Source organism: Pseudodesulfovibrio karagichevae (assembly GCF_041414475.1).
GTDB lineage: Bacteria > Desulfobacterota > Desulfovibrionia > Desulfovibrionales > Desulfovibrionaceae > Pseudodesulfovibrio > Pseudodesulfovibrio karagichevae.
Genome location: NZ_JBGLYH010000047.1, coordinates 14,122 through 33,190, shown reverse-complemented (window position 1 = coordinate 33,190; position 19,069 = coordinate 14,122). Strand labels below are relative to the sequence as shown.

Annotated in this window: 17 protein-coding genes; 9 read left to right on the top strand and 8 right to left on the bottom strand. The window is 64.3% G+C overall.

Annotation, left to right across the window (positions count from 1 at the left end; all coding sequences use genetic code 11):
* Positions 1-420: 420 nt before the first annotated feature.
* A complete protein-coding gene (locus AB6M95_RS14615) occupies positions 421-1,230 on the bottom strand; it encodes a PEGA domain-containing protein (RefSeq protein ID WP_371387482.1) in 810 nt (269 codons plus the stop codon).
* Positions 1,231-1,394: 164 nt separating this feature from the next.
* On the opposite strand from AB6M95_RS14615, the gene AB6M95_RS14610 reads away from it, so the two are divergent.
* The 5 genes from AB6M95_RS14610 (at position 1,395) to AB6M95_RS14590 (ending at position 7,879) form a co-directional block, all read left to right on the top strand.
* Positions 1,395-2,306, top strand: a complete 912-nt coding sequence (locus AB6M95_RS14610; RefSeq protein ID WP_371387481.1) for an ArsR/SmtB family transcription factor — start codon at positions 1,395-1,397, stop codon at positions 2,304-2,306.
* Between the two features lie 23 nt (positions 2,307-2,329).
* Positions 2,330-3,760, top strand: a complete 1,431-nt coding sequence (gene ahcY, locus AB6M95_RS14605; protein WP_371387480.1) for an adenosylhomocysteinase — start codon at positions 2,330-2,332, stop codon at positions 3,758-3,760.
* A gap of 203 nt (positions 3,761-3,963) precedes the next feature.
* Positions 3,964-5,106 carry a GtrA family protein gene (locus AB6M95_RS14600; protein WP_371387479.1) on the top strand — a complete coding sequence of 381 codons (1,143 nt, stop codon included), beginning with the start codon at positions 3,964-3,966 and terminating at the stop codon, positions 5,104-5,106.
* 37 nt (positions 5,107-5,143) lie between these two features.
* The gene (locus AB6M95_RS14595; RefSeq protein ID WP_371387478.1) at positions 5,144-6,658 is read left to right on the top strand and encodes an ArnT family glycosyltransferase; all 1,515 of its coding nucleotides are present in this window, start codon (positions 5,144-5,146) and stop codon (positions 6,656-6,658) included.
* Between the two features lie 249 nt (positions 6,659-6,907).
* The gene (locus AB6M95_RS14590) at positions 6,908-7,879 is read left to right on the top strand and encodes a discoidin domain-containing protein (RefSeq protein ID WP_371387477.1); all 972 of its coding nucleotides are present in this window, start codon (positions 6,908-6,910) and stop codon (positions 7,877-7,879) included.
* A 24-nt stretch (positions 7,880-7,903) separates the two neighbouring features.
* Here the strand turns inward: AB6M95_RS14590 and AB6M95_RS14585 are convergent, their stop codons facing one another.
* Positions 7,904-9,157, bottom strand: coding sequence for a molybdopterin molybdotransferase MoeA (locus AB6M95_RS14585; RefSeq protein WP_371387476.1), 1,254 nt, complete (start codon positions 9,155-9,157; stop codon positions 7,904-7,906).
* A gap of 9 nt (positions 9,158-9,166) precedes the next feature.
* Complete coding sequence (gene argB / locus AB6M95_RS14580; protein WP_371387483.1) at positions 9,167-10,042, bottom strand: acetylglutamate kinase; 876 nt, start codon at positions 10,040-10,042, stop codon at positions 9,167-9,169.
* Positions 10,043-10,403: 361 nt separating this feature from the next.
* Here argB and AB6M95_RS14575 point away from each other — a divergent pair, with 361 nt between their 5' ends.
* Complete coding sequence (locus AB6M95_RS14575; RefSeq protein WP_371387475.1) at positions 10,404-11,597, top strand: putative sulfate/molybdate transporter; 1,194 nt, start codon at positions 10,404-10,406, stop codon at positions 11,595-11,597.
* A 100-nt stretch (positions 11,598-11,697) separates the two neighbouring features.
* A complete protein-coding gene (locus AB6M95_RS14570) occupies positions 11,698-12,549 on the top strand; it encodes an amino acid kinase family protein (protein WP_371387474.1) in 852 nt (283 codons plus the stop codon).
* Between the two features lie 286 nt (positions 12,550-12,835).
* Here the strand turns inward: AB6M95_RS14570 and AB6M95_RS14565 are convergent, their stop codons facing one another.
* On the bottom strand, positions 12,836-13,048 hold the full coding sequence (locus AB6M95_RS14565) for a hypothetical protein (RefSeq protein ID WP_371387473.1): 213 nt from the start codon (positions 13,046-13,048) through the stop codon (positions 12,836-12,838).
* A 91-nt stretch (positions 13,049-13,139) separates the two neighbouring features.
* On the opposite strand from AB6M95_RS14565, the gene AB6M95_RS14560 reads away from it, so the two are divergent.
* Positions 13,140-13,484 (top strand): helix-turn-helix transcriptional regulator, encoded by a 345-nt coding sequence (locus AB6M95_RS14560; protein ID WP_371387472.1) that lies wholly within the window; start codon positions 13,140-13,142, stop codon positions 13,482-13,484.
* 33 nt (positions 13,485-13,517) lie between these two features.
* Here the strand turns inward: AB6M95_RS14560 and AB6M95_RS14555 are convergent, their stop codons facing one another.
* Genes AB6M95_RS14555 through proB form a run of 3 tightly spaced genes read right to left on the bottom strand, consistent with a single transcriptional unit; the run spans position 13,518 to position 16,027 of the window.
* Positions 13,518-13,664, bottom strand: a complete 147-nt coding sequence (locus tag AB6M95_RS14555) for a hypothetical protein (protein WP_371387471.1) — start codon at positions 13,662-13,664, stop codon at positions 13,518-13,520.
* Between the two features lie 6 nt (positions 13,665-13,670).
* Positions 13,671-14,867, bottom strand: coding sequence for an MFS transporter (locus tag AB6M95_RS14550; protein WP_371387470.1), 1,197 nt, complete (start codon positions 14,865-14,867; stop codon positions 13,671-13,673).
* Positions 14,867-16,027: a glutamate 5-kinase gene (proB, locus tag AB6M95_RS14545; RefSeq protein ID WP_371387469.1), complete on the bottom strand. Its 1,161-nt coding sequence runs from the start codon at positions 16,025-16,027 to the stop codon at positions 14,867-14,869. Before proB ends, AB6M95_RS14550 begins: the two co-directional genes overlap by 1 nt.
* Positions 16,028-16,223: 196 nt before the next feature.
* On the opposite strand from proB, the gene AB6M95_RS14540 reads away from it, so the two are divergent.
* Entirely contained in the window at positions 16,224-17,966 is a 1,743-nt protein-coding gene (locus AB6M95_RS14540) for a hypothetical protein (protein WP_371387468.1), read from the top strand.
* A gap of 134 nt (positions 17,967-18,100) precedes the next feature.
* Here AB6M95_RS14540 and AB6M95_RS14535 read toward each other — a convergent pair whose 3' ends face one another.
* Entirely contained in the window at positions 18,101-18,979 is an 879-nt protein-coding gene (locus AB6M95_RS14535; RefSeq protein WP_371387467.1) for a LysR family transcriptional regulator, read from the bottom strand.
* Positions 18,980-19,069 lie beyond the last annotated feature (90 nt).

Sequence of the window (19,069 nt, the reverse complement as noted above, 5' to 3'; positions counted from 1 at the left end):
CAACCATCGCTGATCCATAGGTTTGACCTCATTCCAGGGCATGGGCACCTCCAGGCTCTCATGCCCAAAGTGTTACCCATGTTCCCGGGCTAATGTGTTACCTATGTACCCGGGCTGTACCCCCTTCCCCCCTTCCCCCGAACCCCCATCCCACTTTCCCTCCTAAACTTTATGTATGCGCATGCGCGCGGATGGCGGGTTGAGGTAATAGGGGGCTTCCGCGCGGGGAATGTACGAGTAAGGTGATGTGTAGGAGGGCGATTTGCCGCATCGCGTGCGCATCCCGCGAAGCGGTCCCGAAAGGTTTTGGAGATCCTCAAGGGCCTTTTCAAGAGGTTCTTAAGCCGTCGGAGACGTCCGCGCACGAAAAAAGGGGCTCGCGCAAGCGAGCCCCTTTTTTCGTGGATTGAGTCTGAACCGCTATTCGGAGGATAGGCTGTTGTCCGAGCCTTCGGCGCCTTCGAGGAGCTTGATGGCTTCGAGTCCGGCCTCCACCGGGTTGACGTGCACGCCGACGCTGGCGGAGGTGCTGGTGGTGGTCTTGGTATACGAGCCGTCGCTCTCGTGCTTGGTGGAGGAGTGGCTGCTGCCCCATTCCTTGTCCGTGCCCACGGTGGGGGCGGCCACGGCCGCGCCTTCGAGCACGGCCTCGGCCTCCTTGGCCGGGTCGTCGGCCACGGCGCTGCCCAGGGTGGCGGGCTCGGTGGTCGAGACGTTATCGGCCTGGCCTTGCTCCAGGCGCTTGCGGTCGGCCGGGTCGAGCTGGTCGGCGGAGATGGTCACGGGCTCGTCGGCCTGGGCCGTCGCCTGGGCGGGAGCGTTCACGGACTGGAGCCGGACCACGACCGAGGCGGGCGAGAGCACGTAGGCGTCGCCGGATTCCTCTTCAGCGCCCACGCTCATGAGGGCGTTGGCCACGGCCCCTTCCGTATTCGCCCCGTTTGAGCTCTGCCACAGCCCGGACTGGGTGGCGTCGCGGGTGACGCCCGCGGTGTCGTATTTGCGGGTGATCTGGACGTCCACCTGTTTGTAGCCGTCCTTCTTGACGGTCAGGATGTGCGGCTGGGTTTTTTCCAGGGTGACGTTGCACGGCGTGGTGCCCACGGCCTGGCCGTCGGCCAGGACCTGCGCCCCGTCGGGGTTGGAGCTCACCGGGATGTTCTGGGTGGCGGCGGAACAGGCGGACAGCGCGATACAGACTAAAAAGATAAGCGGATACAGGACCTTCATGGGTGCTCCTCACGGGTTTTTTCATGGCTATACGGAAAGAGGGGAGGCTATTCAATTAGATATTGTAAAAAATACCGCCCTTGCCTGGGCTTGACCGGTCGGCCCTTCTTATGTAGGTAGGTGTTGTTCCGTATATCAAGATATCCTGATATAGAGCGAAGCGAATGGAAATAATAAAATATTGCAAAGCGTTGTCCGATGAAACCCGGGCGCGACTGGTCAATGTCCTGCTGGAATACGAGCTCAATGTGGGCGAAATCGTCCAGGTCATGGAGATGGGGCAGTCGCGGATTTCGCGGCATCTCAAGATCCTGTCCGAGTCCGGGCTGGTGGACGTGCGCCGGGAGGGGCTGTGGGCCTTTTACCGGGTCAGCGAGGACGGGCCCGGCCGGGCGTTCCTGAACGGCGTGGGCGAGCTCATGTCCGGCGAGCCGGAGCTCAAGCGGGACCGCAGCCGGGCCGAGAAGGTCATCCTGGAACGCACGGCGGCCACCCGCCAGTTCTTCGACGACATCGCGCCCGAGTGGGACCGCATGACCGCCGAGGTCCTGGGCGACCTGGACCTGGGCCGCGAGATCCAGTCCCGGCTGCCCGAGTGCGACTGCGCCGCGGACATCGGCTGCGGCACGGGCGACATGCTCGAGATCCTGTCCCGCTCGTCGCGTTCGGTCATCGGCGTGGACAACTCGCCCAAGATGCTCGAACTGGCCGAGGAGCGCTTCTCCGGCGACGGGCGCATGAGCCTGCGCATCGGCGAAATGACCCACCTGCCCCTGCGCGACTGGGAGGCGGACTGCACGGTCATGTCCCTGGTCCTGCACCACCTGGCCATGCCGCTGGACGCCATCCGCGAGGCGGGCAGGGTGCTCAAGATCGGCGGTCGGCTGATCATCGCCGAGTTTGACCAGCACGAGAACGAGCTCATGCGCTCGGAGTACGGCGACCGTCGGCTCGGCATCCCCCGGGAGAGCATGTGCAACTGGCTGGAGGAAGCGCGTTTCGATATCCGTTCGGTTACGGAATTCAAGGTCAACATGGGCCTCGTGGTGGTCCTGTACGAGGCCGAAAAACGATAACAATCCCTTATCTGGAGGTATTTATGTCCAAGAACGTCATGCCCGTCGATCCCAAGTGCGAATGCAAGGTGGCCGACATGTCCCTGGCCGAGTGGGGCCACACCGAGATGCAGCTGTCCGAGCGCGAGATGCCCGGCCTCATGGCCATCATCGAGAAGCACGGCAAGGAAAAACCGCTCAAGGGTCTGAAGGTCACGGGCTCCCTGCACATGACCATCCAGACCGCCATGCTCATCAAGTGCCTGCATGCGCTGGGCGCGGACATCCGCTGGGCGTCCTGCAACATCTTTTCCACCCAGGACCACGCCGCCGCGGCCATCGCCGACTCCGGCATGGCCAAGGTCTTCGCCTGGAAGGGCGAGACCCTGGAGGACTACTGGTGGTGCACCGAGCAGGCCCTGACCTGGCCCGACGGCTCCGGTCCGGACCTGATCGTGGACGACGGCGGCGACGCCACCCTGCTCATCCACCAGGGCGTCAAGGTCGAGGCAGACCCGTCCCTGTGCGACAAGGAATACGACGTCCACGAGTTCCAGATCATCATGGACCGTCTGGCCGCCTCGGTGAAGGCCAACCCGACCAAGTGGACCGAAATCGCCAAGAAGGTGCGCGGCGTGTCCGAGGAGACCACCACGGGCGTGCATCGCCTCTACGAGATGCAGCGCGCGGGCGAATTGCTCTTCCCGGCCATCAACGTCAACGACTCCGTGACCAAGTCCAAGTTCGACAACCTGTACGGCTGCCGCGAGTCCCTGGCCGACGGCATCAAGCGCGCCACCGACGTGATGGTCGCCGGCAAGGTCGTGGTCGTGGTCGGCTACGGCGACGTGGGCAAGGGCTGCGCACAGTCCATGCGCGGCTTCGGCGCGCGCGTGCTGGTCACCGAGATCGACCCCATCTGCGCCCTGCAGGCCGCCATGGAAGGGTACGAGGTGACCACCATGGACGACGCCGCTTCCCGCGGCGACATCTTCGTCACCTGCACCGGCAACTACCACGTGGTCACCGGCAAGCACATGGAGGCCATGAAGGACGAGGCCATCCTGTGCAACATCGGCCACTTCGATTCCGAGATCGAGATGGTCTACCTGGAGAAGACCCCCGGCTGCGTGCGCAAGGAGGTCAAGCCCCAGGTGGACAAGTGGACCATGCCATCCGGCAAGTCCATCATCATCCTGGCCGAAGGCCGCCTGGTCAACCTCGGCTGCGCCACCGGCCACCCGAGCTTCGTCATGTCCAACTCCTTCACCAACCAGGCCCTGGCCCAGCTCGACCTGGCCAAGAACGACTACGAGCCCAAGGTCATGATCCTGCCCAAGAAGCTGGACGAGGAAGTGGCCCGCCTCCACCTGGACCGCCTCGGCGTCAAGCTCGAGAAGCTGACCAAGAAGCAGGCCGACTACATCGGCGTGGACGTGGAAGGCCCGTTCAAGCCGGATCACTACCGCTACTAATCGAGCGATCGCGATTGCAACGAAGAGGGAAGCCCGAGCGGCTTCCCTCTTTTTTTTGCGCGGCGGCGGCCCTATCGCGGCGGCTGGATTCAGCCGGGTAATATTTAGGACTTGATTTGCGGTGCCTATTGGTCCAATATAGAAAAAGTGTAAAATATACTGCCTGATATCGGGTTCCACGCCCGATGCCGGAGAGCGCCTTCATGAATATCGCCTGTATCGTGCTGCCTACCTACAACGAGTCGGAGAATGTCAAGATTCTGCTGCCTCGCATCTTTGAACAGGCGGACAGGATCGCCAGCCACGAGCTCCATATGCTGGTGGTCGACGACAATTCGCCGGACGGAACCGCCGGGGTCGTCCGGGGGATGCAAGCGCGGTTTCCCCGCCTTCACCTCATAACCGGGGAAAAGAAGGGGCTGGGCGCCGCCTACAAGCGGGGGTTCGCCCACGCCATCGCCGAACTCGACCCGGACGTCATCCTGCAGATGGACGCGGACCTGCAACACTCGCCCGAACTGCTGCCGCTGATGATCGACCTGCTGCAGCACGGGTTCACATTCGTCATCGGTTCCCGGTTCATCTTCGGCGGGAGCACGCCGGACTTTTCCCTCAGAAGAAGAACGATGAGCCTGGTCGGGAACTGGCTGCTGCGGAATATGGGCGGGTTGCCGTCCATCCGGGACTGCACGTCCGGGTTCCGCTGCATCAAGGCGGAATTGCTGAAGCGGTGCGACCTGACCGGGTTGTCCACCAAGGGATATTCCTTTCAGTCGTCGCTGCTGTTCGAACTGGTGCGCAACGGTGCCAAGGTCATCGAAGTGCCGATCACCTTTCCGGACCGGGTCCGGGGCGAATCCAAGCTGAGCTTCGCCGACCAGGTCGAGTTCCTGTTCAATCTGGCCCGGATTCGATTCAGAAAGTCGAGTGAATTTACGCGATTTCTGTTGGTTGGTGCCTCGGGCGTCGTGGTCAACCTCGGGCTGTATTATCTGCTGACGCGCCTGTTTTCGGTCAGCCTGGAGATTGCCGCGCCCATTGCCATTGAGGTCTCCATCGTGTCCAATTTCATCCTGAACAACCTCTATACGTTCCGGGAGCGCGACTCCAGGAACAGCCTGATGCGGCGCTTCCTGTACTTCCACGTCGCCGCCGGGGTTGCCGGGGTAGTGAATTATTCCATATTCATGTTGCTGGTGAAGGGCGTCGGGATGTTCGACATGTTCGCCAACTGCGTCGGCATCGCCGCCGGAACGGTCGTGAACTACCTGATGAATTCGCGCATCACCTGGGTCGGAAAGAAGAAGGACGGATCGTTTCCCATAGACAGGCGGCCAATGCGATAGGGGCTTCAACGCATCATGCCGCCACGACAACAAGCCGATGACCGACAATAAACCGCACTTTTGGGGAACCCCCTACGTGGCCCTGCCGCTGCTGCTGGTCCTGGCGTTCGCCGTCAGGTTTTCCTATTTTTATACGCCGACAATCGGGTGGGACGAGTCCACCTTCATCCTGTTCGGGCAGCATATCCTCAACGGGGGCCTGCCGTACGTCGATTACTTCGACATAAAGCCCCCGCTCCTGTTCTATTTCTTCGCCGGGGCGATCAAGTTGTTCGGGGCCACCATTCCGGCCGTCCGCGTCGCGGGCGCCCTGTGCGTCTTCCTTGCGGCGAGCGCCTGCTATTTCCTCGGCAGGCATATGTGGGGCAAGGCGGCAGGCCTGTTTGCCGGAATCCTGTGCATCTCCGGCATGTCCGTCGGGAATGGGATGGCGGTCCTGTCGGAGACGGTCGCCGTGGCGCCCCTGATGGCCTGCGCGTATCTGGTGATCGCCTGGAACCGGCGGGGATGGGCCATGTTCCTGGCTGGTGCGCTCATGGGCGCGGCCGTGCTGATCCGGAGCAACCTGGCGTACACGTGCCTTCTCTCGGCTCCGGCCATCCTGTATCTGTTGTACAAGAACGGGAGCAGGCTGTTTGGCGGGGCGCTGGCCTATGCGCTTGGCGGGATCGTCGTCCTGCTTGCCGCCCTTTACCCGTTCTATGCGCGCGATGCCTTGATGGATGTTTACAGGGCCACTGTCCTGGCGCCGATGGTTTCGACGGGCGGTGGGTTGAGCCTCAGGGGACTGGGTGGGCTCATTTCTTCGTGGAACGCCGGTTGGGGCATTTTGATGGTGTTGTCGGTTTGCGGCATCTACTTGTGCCTGACACAGGTCAGACAGGTTTCGCCCAGGTCCCGTTCGGCTCTGATCTTTATTTTTTCGGTCATAGTGGCGACGATTGCTTCCATTGTTGAGGGGAAAACCATCCATGGGCATTATCTCCTGCAAATAATCCCCATGCTGTCGCTTTTCGGAGGGTACAGTCTCTATTACCTGTATGAGAATTGCGGCAACTTGCACGTACTCGTGTATGCGTTGTGTCTTTATATCACGCTGTTGCCGCTGTGCCCGATGCGCGCAACGGCCATGCAGTTGATCCAGGTCGCCCGGGGCCTCGACAGTGATTACTCTGTGGTAAGAAGCGGCGAGTCGAGGACAGCCGCATACATAAAAGAGCATCTCCCGGAAGGCAGGAAGATATGGGTCATGGATAACCACATCATCTACTGGTTTCTGTCCATGTCCCCTCCGTCAAAGTACGTTTTGCACCCGAGCCTGATCGCATTGCCCGATGAAATCACAGCTGCATCCAGGGGCGAAACATCGAATGTAACGGCGGCAGAGGATATTTTCCGTCAAAGGCCATACTTTATCGTCCGCAGCACGGCCAATTGGTACGTCGTCGACGGGACTCTCGTGGGCGACCTGATAAATGCGTCGATGAAGCGCATGTACAAGAAGGTCGTGCAATTCGGGGATTTGATCGTTTACCGGATTGTGGATGGCTAGTCCCCTTCCGTTGCCTTGCCGCCCTCCCGCAGTCCTGCGGCGGGACTTTCCATATCTCCCGCTCCGGTCGTAACGCCAACGGTTCAGTGTCACCATGCCGCTCATGGCCTCTACAGCCGTGCCGTTTCATCTGTTCGGGCGGGCAATGAGCCGCGTCCGAAAACGGGGGGTGGATCGTCGGCTCTTGCGCTGGGTCCCCCCTCATGTTTATGAGGACGGGCGGGGGGCGGTTGTGATAGGTAGGCCGACATGATGAATGCCCGCTGGTACAGAATGTTGCCGCTCGTGCTGCCCCTGCTGGCGGTCCTTCTTTGGACCGGCCCGGCGTGGGCCCTGAACGTGAACGTCCGGGTATCCAGCTTCAAGATGGACCTGGGGCTCGAGTACGCGCCGGGGAACCTGATGGACGGAGACCCGTCCACGGCCTGGGCCGGGGGGAGCATCTCCTCGGGCGAGGGGCAGTGGATGGAGTTTTCCTTCGACATGCCGGTGCGGGTCACGGGGCTGGGCATCTACAACGGGCACCAGGGCGAGGGGCAGTTCGAGAAGTTCCGGCGCATCCGGTCCGGCAGGGTGGTCTATCCCGACGGCTCGGAGTTCCCCTTCTGGCTGCGTGACGAGAAGGGCGAGCAGGTCGTCAAGTGTCCGGGCAAGCCCGCAAAATCGCTGCGCGTCGTGGTCGATTCGGTCTTTCCCGAGGGCGTGGCCCTGGCGCGGATGAAGCTGGCCGTGTCCGAGGTCAAGCTGTACCTGACGCTGATGTCCGTGCCGGAGAGCGGGGAGCAGGGCAAGGGCGGGGCGGACGGGAAGTTCGTGCCCCAGGTGCCGCCTGCGGACACGGTCAATCCCGTGCCCGAGGAGATCAAGGCCCTGCTCCGCGATTTCTACGTCAAGCAGGCCACCCTGGACGACGACTACTACCTGCTGTTCGCGCCCCACGTGCGCGACCGGTTCGACTTCCAGTTCGAGGTCTTCAAGGAAATCCAGCGTCAGCGCAAGACCTACAAGCTGTTCCGCGCGGCCAAGGTGGACCCGGCCGGGCTCGGTTTCGAGCTGGTCTACCTGGACAAGGACGTGGCCGAGGTCCGGGCGTTCGGAACCTACCGCGTGCAGGTGGGCAAGCTGGACAAGAACCTGGAGGACGATTCGGTCTTCGTGCTCATGAAGGGGCGTGAGGGCTGGAAGATTCTCGAACTCGACGGTCAGGAAGAAGATTTTTAATCGAATGACAGCCAAATCAGGCTGTTAGACAATCCAGACATCAACCAGCTCCGAGGCGTAGAGCCCTTCGGACTCGGCCGGGATCACGGCCAGGCCGTGGGCCTGGACGATGGTCCGCAGCAGGCCGGACTTGCCGAGCACCGGGTGGGCCAGGGGCGGCTGTCCGTCGCGTTCCTCCAGGCGGATGCGGACATAGTCCTCGCGGCCCGACTTGGAGGCCACGTTGCGGGCCAGCTCGGCCTTGCGCAGGCAGCGCCGGTTCGGGGAGAAGGCCTGCGCGTCGCCCATGAGGTGGCGGATCAGCGGCAGGACCAGGACGTGGACCACGACCAGGGCCGAGGTCACCTGTCCGGGCAGGCCGAGCACGGGCTTGTTGCCCACGCGGCCGAGGATGGTCGGCTTGCCGGGGCTGATGGCCACCCCGTGGGCCAGGACGTCCGCGTCCTCCATGGCCTCGATGGCTTGAACCGTGAGGTCGCGTACGCCGATGGAGCTGCCCCCGGACAACAGGACCACGTCGTTTTCGGCGATGGCCTTTTCCAGCGCCATGCTCAGGCTCCGGAGGTCGTCCTTGATGATGCCGTAGGTCACGGGCTCGCCGCCCGCCTGTTCCACCAGGGCGGCGACGGTGTGGGTGTTCACGTCGCGCACCTGGCCAGGCTTCGGGGTCCTGCCGACCTCGATGAGCTCGTCGCCCGTGGACAGGATGCCCACCTTGGGCCGCCGGCGCAGGGAGAGCGCCTCGAAGCCCAGGGCCGCGGCCAGGCCGATCTCCTGGGGACGCAGGATTGTTCCGGCGGCCAGGGCTTCGGCGTCCTTGCGGGCGTCCTCGCCGCGCTGCATGACGTTCTCGCCCGGGGCCACGGATTTGCGGATCTCGATGGTCCCGCCCACGGTCTCTTCCTGCATGGCCTGGGTGTGCTCGACCATGACCACGGCGTCCGCGCCCTCGGGCAGCACGCCGCCTGTGGCGATGCGCGCGCACTCGCCCGGCATGAGGGCGGTGTCCGGCAACTTGTCGATGGGCAGGGCGGCCACGCACTCCAGGTAGCCGGGGTTGGACTCCCCGGCCCCGAACACGTCGCGGGCATTGAGCGCGAACCCGTCCATGCAGGAACGGTCGAGCAGGGGCCAGTCGTGCGGCGCGATCAGGCCCTGGGCCAGGACGCGCCCGGCCGCCCGGGCCAGGTCCACGGTCTCGGGACCGAGCGGCGCGAACCCGCGCAGCAAGGCCTCGAACTCGGACCGGGAAATGATCGTGAAAAATCCGTGTTCCATGCTCCCGGCCTAGTAGATGATTTCGGTGCCGATACCGGATTTGGTGAACAGCTCCAGCAGGATGCAGTTCTCCACCCGGCCGTCGATGATGGCCGATTTCTCCACCCCGGCCACGGCCTCCAGGCAGCAGGTGATCTTGGGGATCATGCCGCCGGTGACCACGCCCGAGCGGATGGCCTCGAAGGCCTCCTTGGCGGTCAGGGAGGTGACCAGCTCGCCCTCGGCGTCGAGCAGGCCGGGTACGTCGGTCAGGAGGTACAGCCGTTTGGCCCCGAGCGCGGTGGCCACGGCCCCGGCCACGGAGTCGGCGTTGATGTTGTAGGTCGCGCCGTCCTTGTCCACGCCCACGGGCGCGATGACCGGGATGAACCCGTCGTTCAGCAGCGAGTGGATGAGCTTGGTGTTGACCGAGGTGACCTCCCCGACCTTGCCGAGGTCGATGATCTCGGGCGGGGCGTCCTTCTTCTCGACGGCCAGCTCCTTGGGCTCGGCCATGATCAGCCGCCCGTCCTTGCCGGACAGCCCCACGGCCTCGCCGCCGTGCAGGTTGATCAGGTTGACGATCTCCTTGTTGACCTTGCCCACCAGGACCATCTCGACCACGTCCATGGTGGCCTGGTCCGTGACCCGGTACCCCTCGCGGAAGTGGGACTCGATGTTCAGGGCCTTGAGCATCTTGCCGATCTGCGGACCGCCGCCGTGCACGACCACCGGGTTGATGCCGATGTACTTGAGCAGGATGATGTTCAGGGCGAAGGCGCGCTTCAGGTCCTCGTCGATCATAGCGTTGCCGCCGTACTTGATGACGATGGTCTTGCCGAAGAATTCGGTGATGAACGGCAGGGTCTCGATGATGGACTTGGCCTGAAGCTGGTACCGCTTCATGTCCCGCGCGCTGATGGACTCGTGTTTCATGCCTGGCTCCTGGTTGCCGGAAATGTGCTGGAATAGGGCCGAATTGTCGTGGAAAGACGGCGGGAAGTCAATTGCAGCCTTGAACGGTTCGCCTTGGTAGTGCAGGCTGCAGCCAGGAGCAGGACCAGACAGAGCAGGGTGGGGAGTGCTGTAAACTTCATGAAGGCTCGCAGGGTCTCGGGTGCGGCGGATCGATCGCTGGTCTGAATGATATATATAGAAAAACGTAGAGAGAAAGTTGTCGCGAAGTCAACAGATTGCTGTTGCGGGCATTGTTCGGATTCTGTTAAATCCTCCTAAAGTGCGAGGAAATTAACCAGAGGATAACCATATGCGACTGAGCTTCAACAGGATGGAATGGGCGGGCTCCATGGGCGACCTGGGGACCCTGCTACCGCTGGCCTTCGGCATGATCATGATCAACGGGCTGTCCGCCACCGGGCTGTTCCTGACCGTGGGGCTCATGTACCTCGTGGCCGGGGTCTACTACCGGGTGCCCATTGCGGTGCAGCCCATGAAGGTCGTCTCGGCCTACGCCATCGGCCTGGCCCTGTCGCCCCAGATGATCACCGCCTCGGGCATCCTCCTGGCCGTGGTGCTCCTGTTCCTCGGGACCACCGGCCTGGTCGACCGGGTGGCGCGCCTGGTGCCCAAGCCGGTCATCCGGGGCGTGCAGCTGTCCACCGGCATCCTGCTCCTGTCCAAGGGCGTTTTCCTCATCGTGGGCAAGAACCCGCTCCAGCTCATGGATGGGGTCCCGGAGCCGTTCCTGATGGTCCAGTCCATCGGACCGGTGTCCATGTCCATCATCTCCGGCGTGCTCTTCGGGCTCATCGCCCTGCTGCTGTTGCGCAGCCGCCGCTTCCCGGCCGGTCTGGTGGTGGTCGCGTCCGGAGCGGTCTTCGGCACCCTGTTCGGGGCCTGGCGCGAGTTGGTCGGTATCCATGTCGGTCTGCACCTGCCCGAGATCCTGCCCTTCGGCATCCCGACCCTGCCGGACTTCAGCTTCGCCCTGCTCGCCCTGGTGGCCCCGCAGATCCCCATGACCATGGGCAACGCGGTCATCGCCAGCCGGGACCTGAGCTTCGAATACTTCGGCAACGAGAGCCGCCGGGTCACGGACCGCGCCCTGTGCGTCTCCATGGGGCTGGCCAACGTCTTTGCGGCCCTGGTGGGCGGCATGCCGGTCTGCCACGGCGCGGGCGGCCTGGCCGCGCACTACACCTTCGGGGCGCGTACGGCGGGCTCCAACGTGATCATCGGCGTGCTCTTCGTGGCCCTGGCCGTGCTCCTGGGCTCCCAGGCCATCAACGTCCTGCATCTGCTGCCCATGGGCGTGCTCGGCATGCTCCTGTTCTTCGCCGGGGCGCAGCTCGCCCTGACCATCCAGGACGTGCAGACCCGCTCCGGCCTGTTCATCATGATGGTCATGCTCGGCATCACCATGGCTTCCAACCTGGCCTGGGCCTTCGGCGTGGGCATCTGCATGACCTGGATCATCGAAAAGGGCAGGATCTCCATCTAGGCATGATGCTCGATCGGGCGCGATTCCAAACGGCTTGCCATTTCTCTCCCGGCAGGTACAATGTATGGGAATCTGAAAACAATTCACGGAGGAAAACCGCATGGGCAAGCTGATCAAGGAGAAGGACCCCAAGGGGCGGCTGCATATCGACACCCCGCTCATGGGCGAGTCCCTGGTGGACCGCGCACTGCTCAAGAGCACCGAGGCGGGCGAGTACTTCCGCATGCAGCCGGACGTGAACGTGCTCAAGATCGGCGGCCAGTCCATCATGGACCGTGGGGCCAAGGCGCTGTTCCCCATTCTCGAAGAGTTGGTCAAGGCCAAGGAAAAGCACAAGATTCTGCTCATGTGCGGCGGCGGCACCCGGGCCCGCCACGTCTACTCCATCGGCGTGGACCTGGGCATGCCCACCGGCGTCCTGTCCAAGCTCGGCGACAAGGTCTCGGCCCAGAACGCCGAGATGCTCTCGGTCCTGCTGGCCAAGCACGGCGGCGCCCTGATCGGCCACGGCGACCACCTGGAGCAGCTGCACATGTACTGCCAGCTCGGCTACCTGCCCATCACCACCGGTATCCCGCCCTACGGGTTCTTCGAGCATCCGGCCGAGCATGGCTCCATCCCGCCCCACCGGACCGACTCCGGGGCCTTCCTCCTGGCCGAAAATATCGGCGCGCGCTCGCTCATCTACCTCAAGGACGAGAAGGGCATGTTCGAGAGCGACCCCAAGAAGGCCAAGAGCCGCGACGCGCTCAAGTTTTTCGACAAGATCCACGTGGACGAGCTGCTCAAGCTCGACCTCGACGACCTCATCGTCGAGCGGCCGGTCCTGACCTTCCTCAAGAACGCCAAGACCCTCAAGTCGTTCCAGATCATCGACGTGCTCCGGCACCCCGAACATCTCCACGCCGCCCTGGACGGCGAACACGTCGGCACGATCGTTTACAAGGATTGACGCATCCGGCGCCCATGGGACGGGGAAGGACGGCCAAGCCGAAAACGGCCGCCGATCCCCGTCCCATGGACCCATCTTTTCCCTCTTCCCGGCCATGTTGCGTCGGGGCCGCAGCACGAGACAAAAGACCCTGCCGACGCATCGGCAGGGTCTTTCATGCTCTTAAAAAGGGAGCGGTTCGGGCATGCGTTTTCTTCCGGGGGCTTTCGCCGCAGCGCGGCTGGCCACGTGAGGACGAAAGCCCCTCCGGAAAGAATGTGCGGACGGCCCGCTATCGGAAGCAGTGTCAGGCCGCAGCGTGCTTGCCTTCACTCCCTTCGCCGTCGCGGGTGATGTAGACGATCTCGGCTCCGGTGTGCTTGGCCAGCTCGACGAGCTCGCACTTGCGGATGCGCTTGGCGTAGATTTTCAGATCGCCGCCCTGGACACCGACCACGCGGAACCTCGGCTTCTTGGTTCCTTCCTCGGACCGCATGCGTTCACGTACGAAAATCTTCATGATTTCCTCCTTGGGTTGTGCCTCGATGGATAATTGTCTATACTGTATATATATCCTCTAAGCACATATAGTCAAGAAGGACTTTGCACCCATGTCGAAAAAAGTGGGCGGCTCCAAGCCGCAGCGATACGTACAGCCATCCCTGCTCATGGCCCTCAAGGCGGGGCCTTCCTACGGGTACCAGCTCATCCAGACCATCGGGGACTACGGGTTCCTGCGCGGGGACGCGCCTCCGGGCATGATCTACCGCCACCTGCGCCAGATGGACGAGGACGGTCTGGTCGTGTCGAGTTGGGACAGTGAGGGAGACGGCCCGGCCAAGCGGGTCTATTCGGTCACGGCCGAGGGACTCGAGGTCCTCGAGGCGTGGATTCTGCACATGGAGAAGCAGCGCGACCGGCTGGACGCCTTCATCCGGCGGTACCGGGAGTCGTAGCGGCCGGGTGGCCTCTGCGGGTCGCGGGGCGGATCAGGACAGGATGTGCCGGTACAGGGCGCGTTCCCAGCAGCTGGAGACCATGACGGCTGTCCGATGGGCCATGCCCAGGGAGCGGAGCCTGCAATAGACATGCAGAGGATTGAGCCTGTGTTGCAGGCGGGAGCGAATGGAGGTCATGCTTTCTTATCGGTGTGCGGGGTCCGGCCGATTAGGGGTCGGGTTGATGTTGACGATGTAGAAGCGAGCCAGGATCAGGATGGCCACGGCGCAGGCGAACCCGCCCCAGAACACGGCGTTCATGCCGCCCAGGGCGTAGAGCCCGCCCATGAGCATGGGGGCCACGGTCTGGGCCAGGCGCAGGAGCAGCCCGTTGGCGGCCATGAACGCGCCGCGCTGTTCCATGGGCGCGATGGTCGTCAGCATGGTCATGACCGTGGGGATGTTCAGCCCCTGGGCCAGGCCGAAACAGATGACCGGCGGGATGGTCAGGAGCAGCGACGGGGCCTGGGGCGTGAAGATCATGCACAGGCCGTAGAACACGGCGGCGGCCGAGAGCAGGGTCTTCTGCCCGAAGCGCTGGGTCAGCCTGCCGAGCTGGAACGAGGCCAGGCCGGTGAAGCCCGAGGCGGCCAGGAAGACCAGCCCGATGGTCGCGGGCGAGGCCGAGAAGCGGTGGCTGAGCAGGATGGGCAGGTAGGTGATCAGCGGGCCGTACAGGATGACGAAGGTCAGCAGGGTGGTGGCGAACAGGGCCATTGCCTCGCGCGTCTTCATCCGCCGCAGGGCCTCCGCGAAATATTCCTTGAGGCTGCCGGACTTGAGGGGCTCCGGGGTGTTCATGAAAAAGAGGATGGCCAGCCCCAGGGGTATGGCCAGCAGGGGCAGCAGGAAGGGATAGTTCCAGCCGAGCAGGGCCAGAACGCCGCCGATGGCCGGGTATCCGGCCGTGCCCATGGCCAGGACCGAGGCGTTGTAGCCCATGGCCTGGCCGCGTTCCGCACCGTGGTACAGGTCGCCGATCATGGTCGAGTAGAGCACGCCCAGCGGGGCCGCGCCCACGCCCTGGAAGAATCGCAGGATCAGGAGCTGGTCCATGGTCCGGGCGAAGAAGCAGGCGAAGCCGAAGCCGCTGAAGACGAACAGCGAGGGCACCAGCACCACCTTTCGGCCCACCCTGTCGGCCATGATGCCGACCAGCGGCGAGAAGAGCACGCCGGGCAGGGTGAAGGCCGAGATGACCAGGCCGATCTGCACCGGGCCCAGGTGCAGCCCCTTCATGATGTCCGGCAGGGCCGGGATGATGGACGACACGCCGAGCACGGCCATGAGCGTGACGCCGAAGACGTATTGGAGATTGCGGTCGAGGTAGAGCCTGCGCATCAGATGGCCGCGTCCAGAAGCATGTTGTCGCGGTGGACGGCCTCGTCCGAGACCAGAGGCCCGATGATGGCCGCCAGTTCGTCCGTGCGTTTGCCCTTGATGCGGCACAGCTCGTCGGCGGAGTAGTTGGTCTGGCCCACGCCGAGTTCGTCGCCGTCCGCAGTCTTGATGAAGATGAGCGCCCCGCGCTCGAAACAGCCCTCCACCCCGGTGATGCCGATGGGCAGCAGCGACGTGCCCTTGGTCAGCAGGGCGTTGGCCGCGCCGCCGTCCACCAGGATGGCCCCGGACGGGTCGTCGTGGTAGGCCAGCCAGAATTTCTTGCTCGAGACCACGCGCTCGTCGGGCAGGACCAGGGTCCCGCCCGGGCCGCCGTCGACCACCGCCGGGATGTCGAACTCGCCCTTGCCCGTGACGATCAGGGTGGGCACGCCCAGCTGGGCCGCCCGCCGGGCCGCGCGCAGCTTGGAGTACATGCCGCCCGTGCCCACGTTGGTCTTGCCGTCGCACATGGCCTCGATGTCCATGGCCGCAATGTCCTCGATGAGCGGGATAGGCTTCGCGTCGGGGTTGCCGTCCGGGTTCCTGTCGAAGACCCCGTCGGCGGAGGTCAGGTTGACGAACAGGTCCGCGCCGACCAGGCCCAGGCACATGGCGGCCAGGGTGTCGTTGTCCCCGAATTCCAGCTCGCGGGTGGACACGGTGTCGTTCTCGTTGATGATCGGGATGACGCCCCATTCCAGGAGCCTCTCCAGGGTGTTGCGCGCATTCAGGAAGCGGTCGCGGAGCTTGAGCCCGCTACGGGTCAGCAGGACCTGGGCCGTGACCTTGCCGTGCCGGGCGAAGGCCTCGTCGTAGTCGTGCATGAGCCGCCCCTGGCCCACGGCGGAGGCCGCCTGCCGGGAGACCATGTCCTTGCCGTTGCGGTGCTTCTTCCGGGTCCGCTCGAAGATGCGTTGCCTGCCCGCGGCCACCGCGCCCGAGGAGACCAGGACCACGTCCAGCCCCCGGTCGGACAATGCCGCCAGCTGGTCGGCCAGCCGGTTGATGGCCGCGCCGTTCAGGCCGTCGCGGGTGGCGAGAACGGCCGAGCCGACCTTGACCACCACCCGCCGGACGTTGTCGAGCAGGGTGTCTCTGGTGATGCGCGATTTCGTCATGGGGCGCACGGTACTCCAACTGGTTCCGGCCTGCAAGGTGTGACTTGTGCGGAGCCCGGCCCGGGCCGAGCCGCCCGGTATTATTCAAAATAAAAATATAATGAAAACATGAAGCCAATATAAAGATGTGTGAGTACATGCCGATATGTGCTGGTAACCGGGCCGATTCCCGCCCGGTAGGGAACAAGGAGTGAATATGGTCGATCCCGTCAGCAGCGCCTCCTCCGCACTGGCCTATTCCGTCAACCGGAACCGCGCCGGCGCAGCGAATCGGTCCGCCTCGTCCTCCCCGACGGACGTGGTCTCCATCAGCGACGAAGCGGTGCGCAAGTACACGGCCGAGCTGGGCGAAACCGGGTCGGCGGAACAGGGCGGAAAGGACGCGCCCCGGGCCGAGGATTCCCCCTGGAAGCTGTCCGGCAACCTGACCCACGCCGAGCGCAAGCTCAAGAACGGGCATACCGAGATCATCGACATCGACGGCGGCAGTCTGACCGTCCGCGAGTACGACGGGGACAAGCTGGTCAAGTCCGTGGACGGGACCATGGTCGACGGCCGGGCCGTGCTCGACACCTCCTACTACGACGAGCGCGGCAAGGTCTCCCAGACCATCCATGCGGAGATGGCCCCGCTCGAGACCAAGAACAAATGGTCCGGCGCGGTCATGAACCGGTCGGTCACATGGTTCGAGGACGGGCAGGTCACGCGTACCCTGGGCGACGAGATGTACCTGCGCACCCGCAACACCGGCCATGCCACCATCAGCGTGTCCGGCAACGAGTTCACGCGGATGACCGGGGACCTGACCAACGACGGGGACACCCTGATCCGCAAGCTGACCAGTGAAGAGCACAGCCTGAGCTATCACGCCGACATCCGGGAATTCTACGACAACAAGCAGCTTTCCAAAAACCTGATCATCGACCAGACGGGCGAGTTCACCCAGGAATCCAACCGCCATCCCGTGGAGGTGGACGGCATGGGCGCCATGGGCACCCGCGAGCTTTACCACAACACCTCCTTGTCCGTGGTCAGCGAGGAATTCGACCGGGGCGGCAACCTCCTGCATCAGGCCACGGTCACCGATACCCAGGTGGACGGCGTCGACGGCGAGGACGGCCACCAGGTCCAGACGGCGGACGTCAGCTGGTACAAGGACGGTGAACTGGTCAAGCACGGCAGCGGCTCGTTCCGGCTGGACGAGTTCGACGGCCACGGCCTCCACAAGCGGCCTGGCATCCTGGATCTCCTGGGCCTCAAGGCCGAGGAATACCTCACCCCCGAGGCGCAGGACTCCTCGGAACTGCTGGGCACCAAGCTGGCGGAGAGCTCGTCCGCGCCCGAATTCTTCCTGGAGGGGCTGGGCCGGGCCTCTGCCAAGGGGCAGTACGGCTCGGCCGCCGACATGGCCGAATACGGCCACCGTGAGCGGCCCTTTGCCGTGGAGTGGACCACCGAACTCTACGAGGACGGCGAGATGGTCATGCGCAAGCAGGACAGCCAACAGGCCCGTAATGCGCCCAATCGCGGCATCGACGACCGCCTTCCCTTCCGCACCGGGGGCGGGTTGAGCGAAGGCGACCGGCCCGCGGTCCTGCAAAGCTCCTCCCACAGCACCGAGCTGTTTGAAAACGGCAAGGCCGTGGCCAGGGAGTCCCAGGAGACCCGGGAGTACCTCCAGCCCGACGAGCATGGCCCGGACACCCTCATGACGCTGGTCGACTACGACCGGCAGAACGACAGCGGCCCGGACGGGGTCAACGTGTTCTATAAGGGCGGCATCGACGAGGCCGATCCGGACCCGCGCGCCGCCCTGCGCGCCATGGGCGCGGAACTCGACCTGACCATGGACGGCGTCTACGAGATGTACCGCGACGTGCGCGGACGCGGCCAGCTGGGCGACAAGGCCAGCGGGTTCCGGTTCAAGGCGCTGGACTAGGCCGGAGTTTCATCCAGGCAAAGACGGGTGGAGAGGCCGCTTCGCGGCGGTGTCGGACGATCCGGCTCGCCCCGTCCCGGGATTCATCCCGACGGGGTCGCGTCCTTGCGTCCCATTTCGCACCTTCGGCGCGGCTACTTCCGCAGCAGATGATCGAGAAAGGCCGCCAGGGCCGGGCCGTGCGGTCCGGGCCGGGTGACCAGGTGGAATTCCAGCTCCGGCGTCGCTCCGGCGAAGGGCACGAAGGCCACGTCCCTGCGCCCGGTATCCGCCGTGGACCGGGGTACGGGCGATACCCCCAACCCCGCCGCCACCAGGGCCACGGTGGCGTGCTTGGTCAGGACCTCCTGGGCCACGCGCAGGCGCGCTCCGGCCCCGGAGAGCAGGGCGGTCCACTGGTCGTGCAGCATCGGATTCAGGGCGCGCGGAAACATGATCAGCGGCTCGTCGTCGAGCATCCGAGGTTCGATGGCCGCTTCCCCGGCCAGCCGGTGTCCCTCGGGCACGGCCAGCACGTAGGTTTCGCGGTGGTAGACGCGGTGTTCGAGGCCGTCCGGGCCGGGGCCCGACAGCCGGACCACGGCCGCGTCCAGCCTCTTGCCCTGTACCCGTTCCACCAGCTCGGGCGTGGATTTCTCCGACAACTCCAGGGTGATGCCCGGATGGCTCTCGCCGAAGGCCTTCAGGTCAGGCCCCAGCGGACCGTCGATGGCCGGGCCGATGAACCCCACGCGCAGCCTGCCCACGCGCCCCAGCCCGGTATCGACCGCGCGCCGTTGCGCCGTGTCCATGTCCGCCAGGATGCGGCGCACGTCCTTGAGCAGGCTCTCGCCCGCCTCGGTCAGGGCCACGGACCGCCGGTCGCGCACGAACAGCGCCACGCCCAGCTCCTCCTCGAAGGCCGCGATCTGTTGTGACAGCGGCGGCTGGCTCATGTGCAGCGACTCGGCCGCCCTGCGGAAGTGCAGGGTCTCGGCCACGGCCAGGAAATAGCGCATCTGCCGGGTGTTCATGGGTGATATCTACATCATATCACAGAGCGTGAAAAGCGGTATTGGACGTGTCACAGCCCCGGGGCCATGGTGGAGAAAAAGGAGGTTGTC

Coding starts and splice junctions, on each gene's coding strand:
- AB6M95_RS14615 (WP_371387482.1), bottom strand. CDS start 1,230: ATGAAGGTCCTGTATCCGCTTATCTTTTTAGTCTGTATCGCGCTGTCC.
- AB6M95_RS14610 (WP_371387481.1), top strand. CDS start 1,395: ATGGAAATAATAAAATATTGCAAAGCGTTGTCCGATGAAACCCGGGCG.
- ahcY (WP_371387480.1), top strand. CDS start 2,330: ATGTCCAAGAACGTCATGCCCGTCGATCCCAAGTGCGAATGCAAGGTG.
- AB6M95_RS14600 (WP_371387479.1), top strand. CDS start 3,964: ATGAATATCGCCTGTATCGTGCTGCCTACCTACAACGAGTCGGAGAAT.
- AB6M95_RS14595 (WP_371387478.1), top strand. CDS start 5,144: ATGACCGACAATAAACCGCACTTTTGGGGAACCCCCTACGTGGCCCTG.
- AB6M95_RS14590 (WP_371387477.1), top strand. CDS start 6,908: ATGATGAATGCCCGCTGGTACAGAATGTTGCCGCTCGTGCTGCCCCTG.
- AB6M95_RS14585 (WP_371387476.1), bottom strand. CDS start 9,157: ATGGAACACGGATTTTTCACGATCATTTCCCGGTCCGAGTTCGAGGCC.
- argB (WP_371387483.1), bottom strand. CDS start 10,042: ATGAAGCGGTACCAGCTTCAGGCCAAGTCCATCATCGAGACCCTGCCG.
- AB6M95_RS14575 (WP_371387475.1), top strand. CDS start 10,404: ATGCGACTGAGCTTCAACAGGATGGAATGGGCGGGCTCCATGGGCGAC.
- AB6M95_RS14570 (WP_371387474.1), top strand. CDS start 11,698: ATGGGCAAGCTGATCAAGGAGAAGGACCCCAAGGGGCGGCTGCATATC.
- AB6M95_RS14565 (WP_371387473.1), bottom strand. CDS start 13,048: ATGAAGATTTTCGTACGTGAACGCATGCGGTCCGAGGAAGGAACCAAG.
- AB6M95_RS14560 (WP_371387472.1), top strand. CDS start 13,140: ATGTCGAAAAAAGTGGGCGGCTCCAAGCCGCAGCGATACGTACAGCCA.
- AB6M95_RS14555 (WP_371387471.1), bottom strand. CDS start 13,664: ATGACCTCCATTCGCTCCCGCCTGCAACACAGGCTCAATCCTCTGCAT.
- AB6M95_RS14550 (WP_371387470.1), bottom strand. CDS start 14,867: ATGCGCAGGCTCTACCTCGACCGCAATCTCCAATACGTCTTCGGCGTC.
- proB (WP_371387469.1), bottom strand. CDS start 16,027: ATGACGAAATCGCGCATCACCAGAGACACCCTGCTCGACAACGTCCGG.
- AB6M95_RS14540 (WP_371387468.1), top strand. CDS start 16,224: ATGGTCGATCCCGTCAGCAGCGCCTCCTCCGCACTGGCCTATTCCGTC.
- AB6M95_RS14535 (WP_371387467.1), bottom strand. CDS start 18,979: ATGAACACCCGGCAGATGCGCTATTTCCTGGCCGTGGCCGAGACCCTG.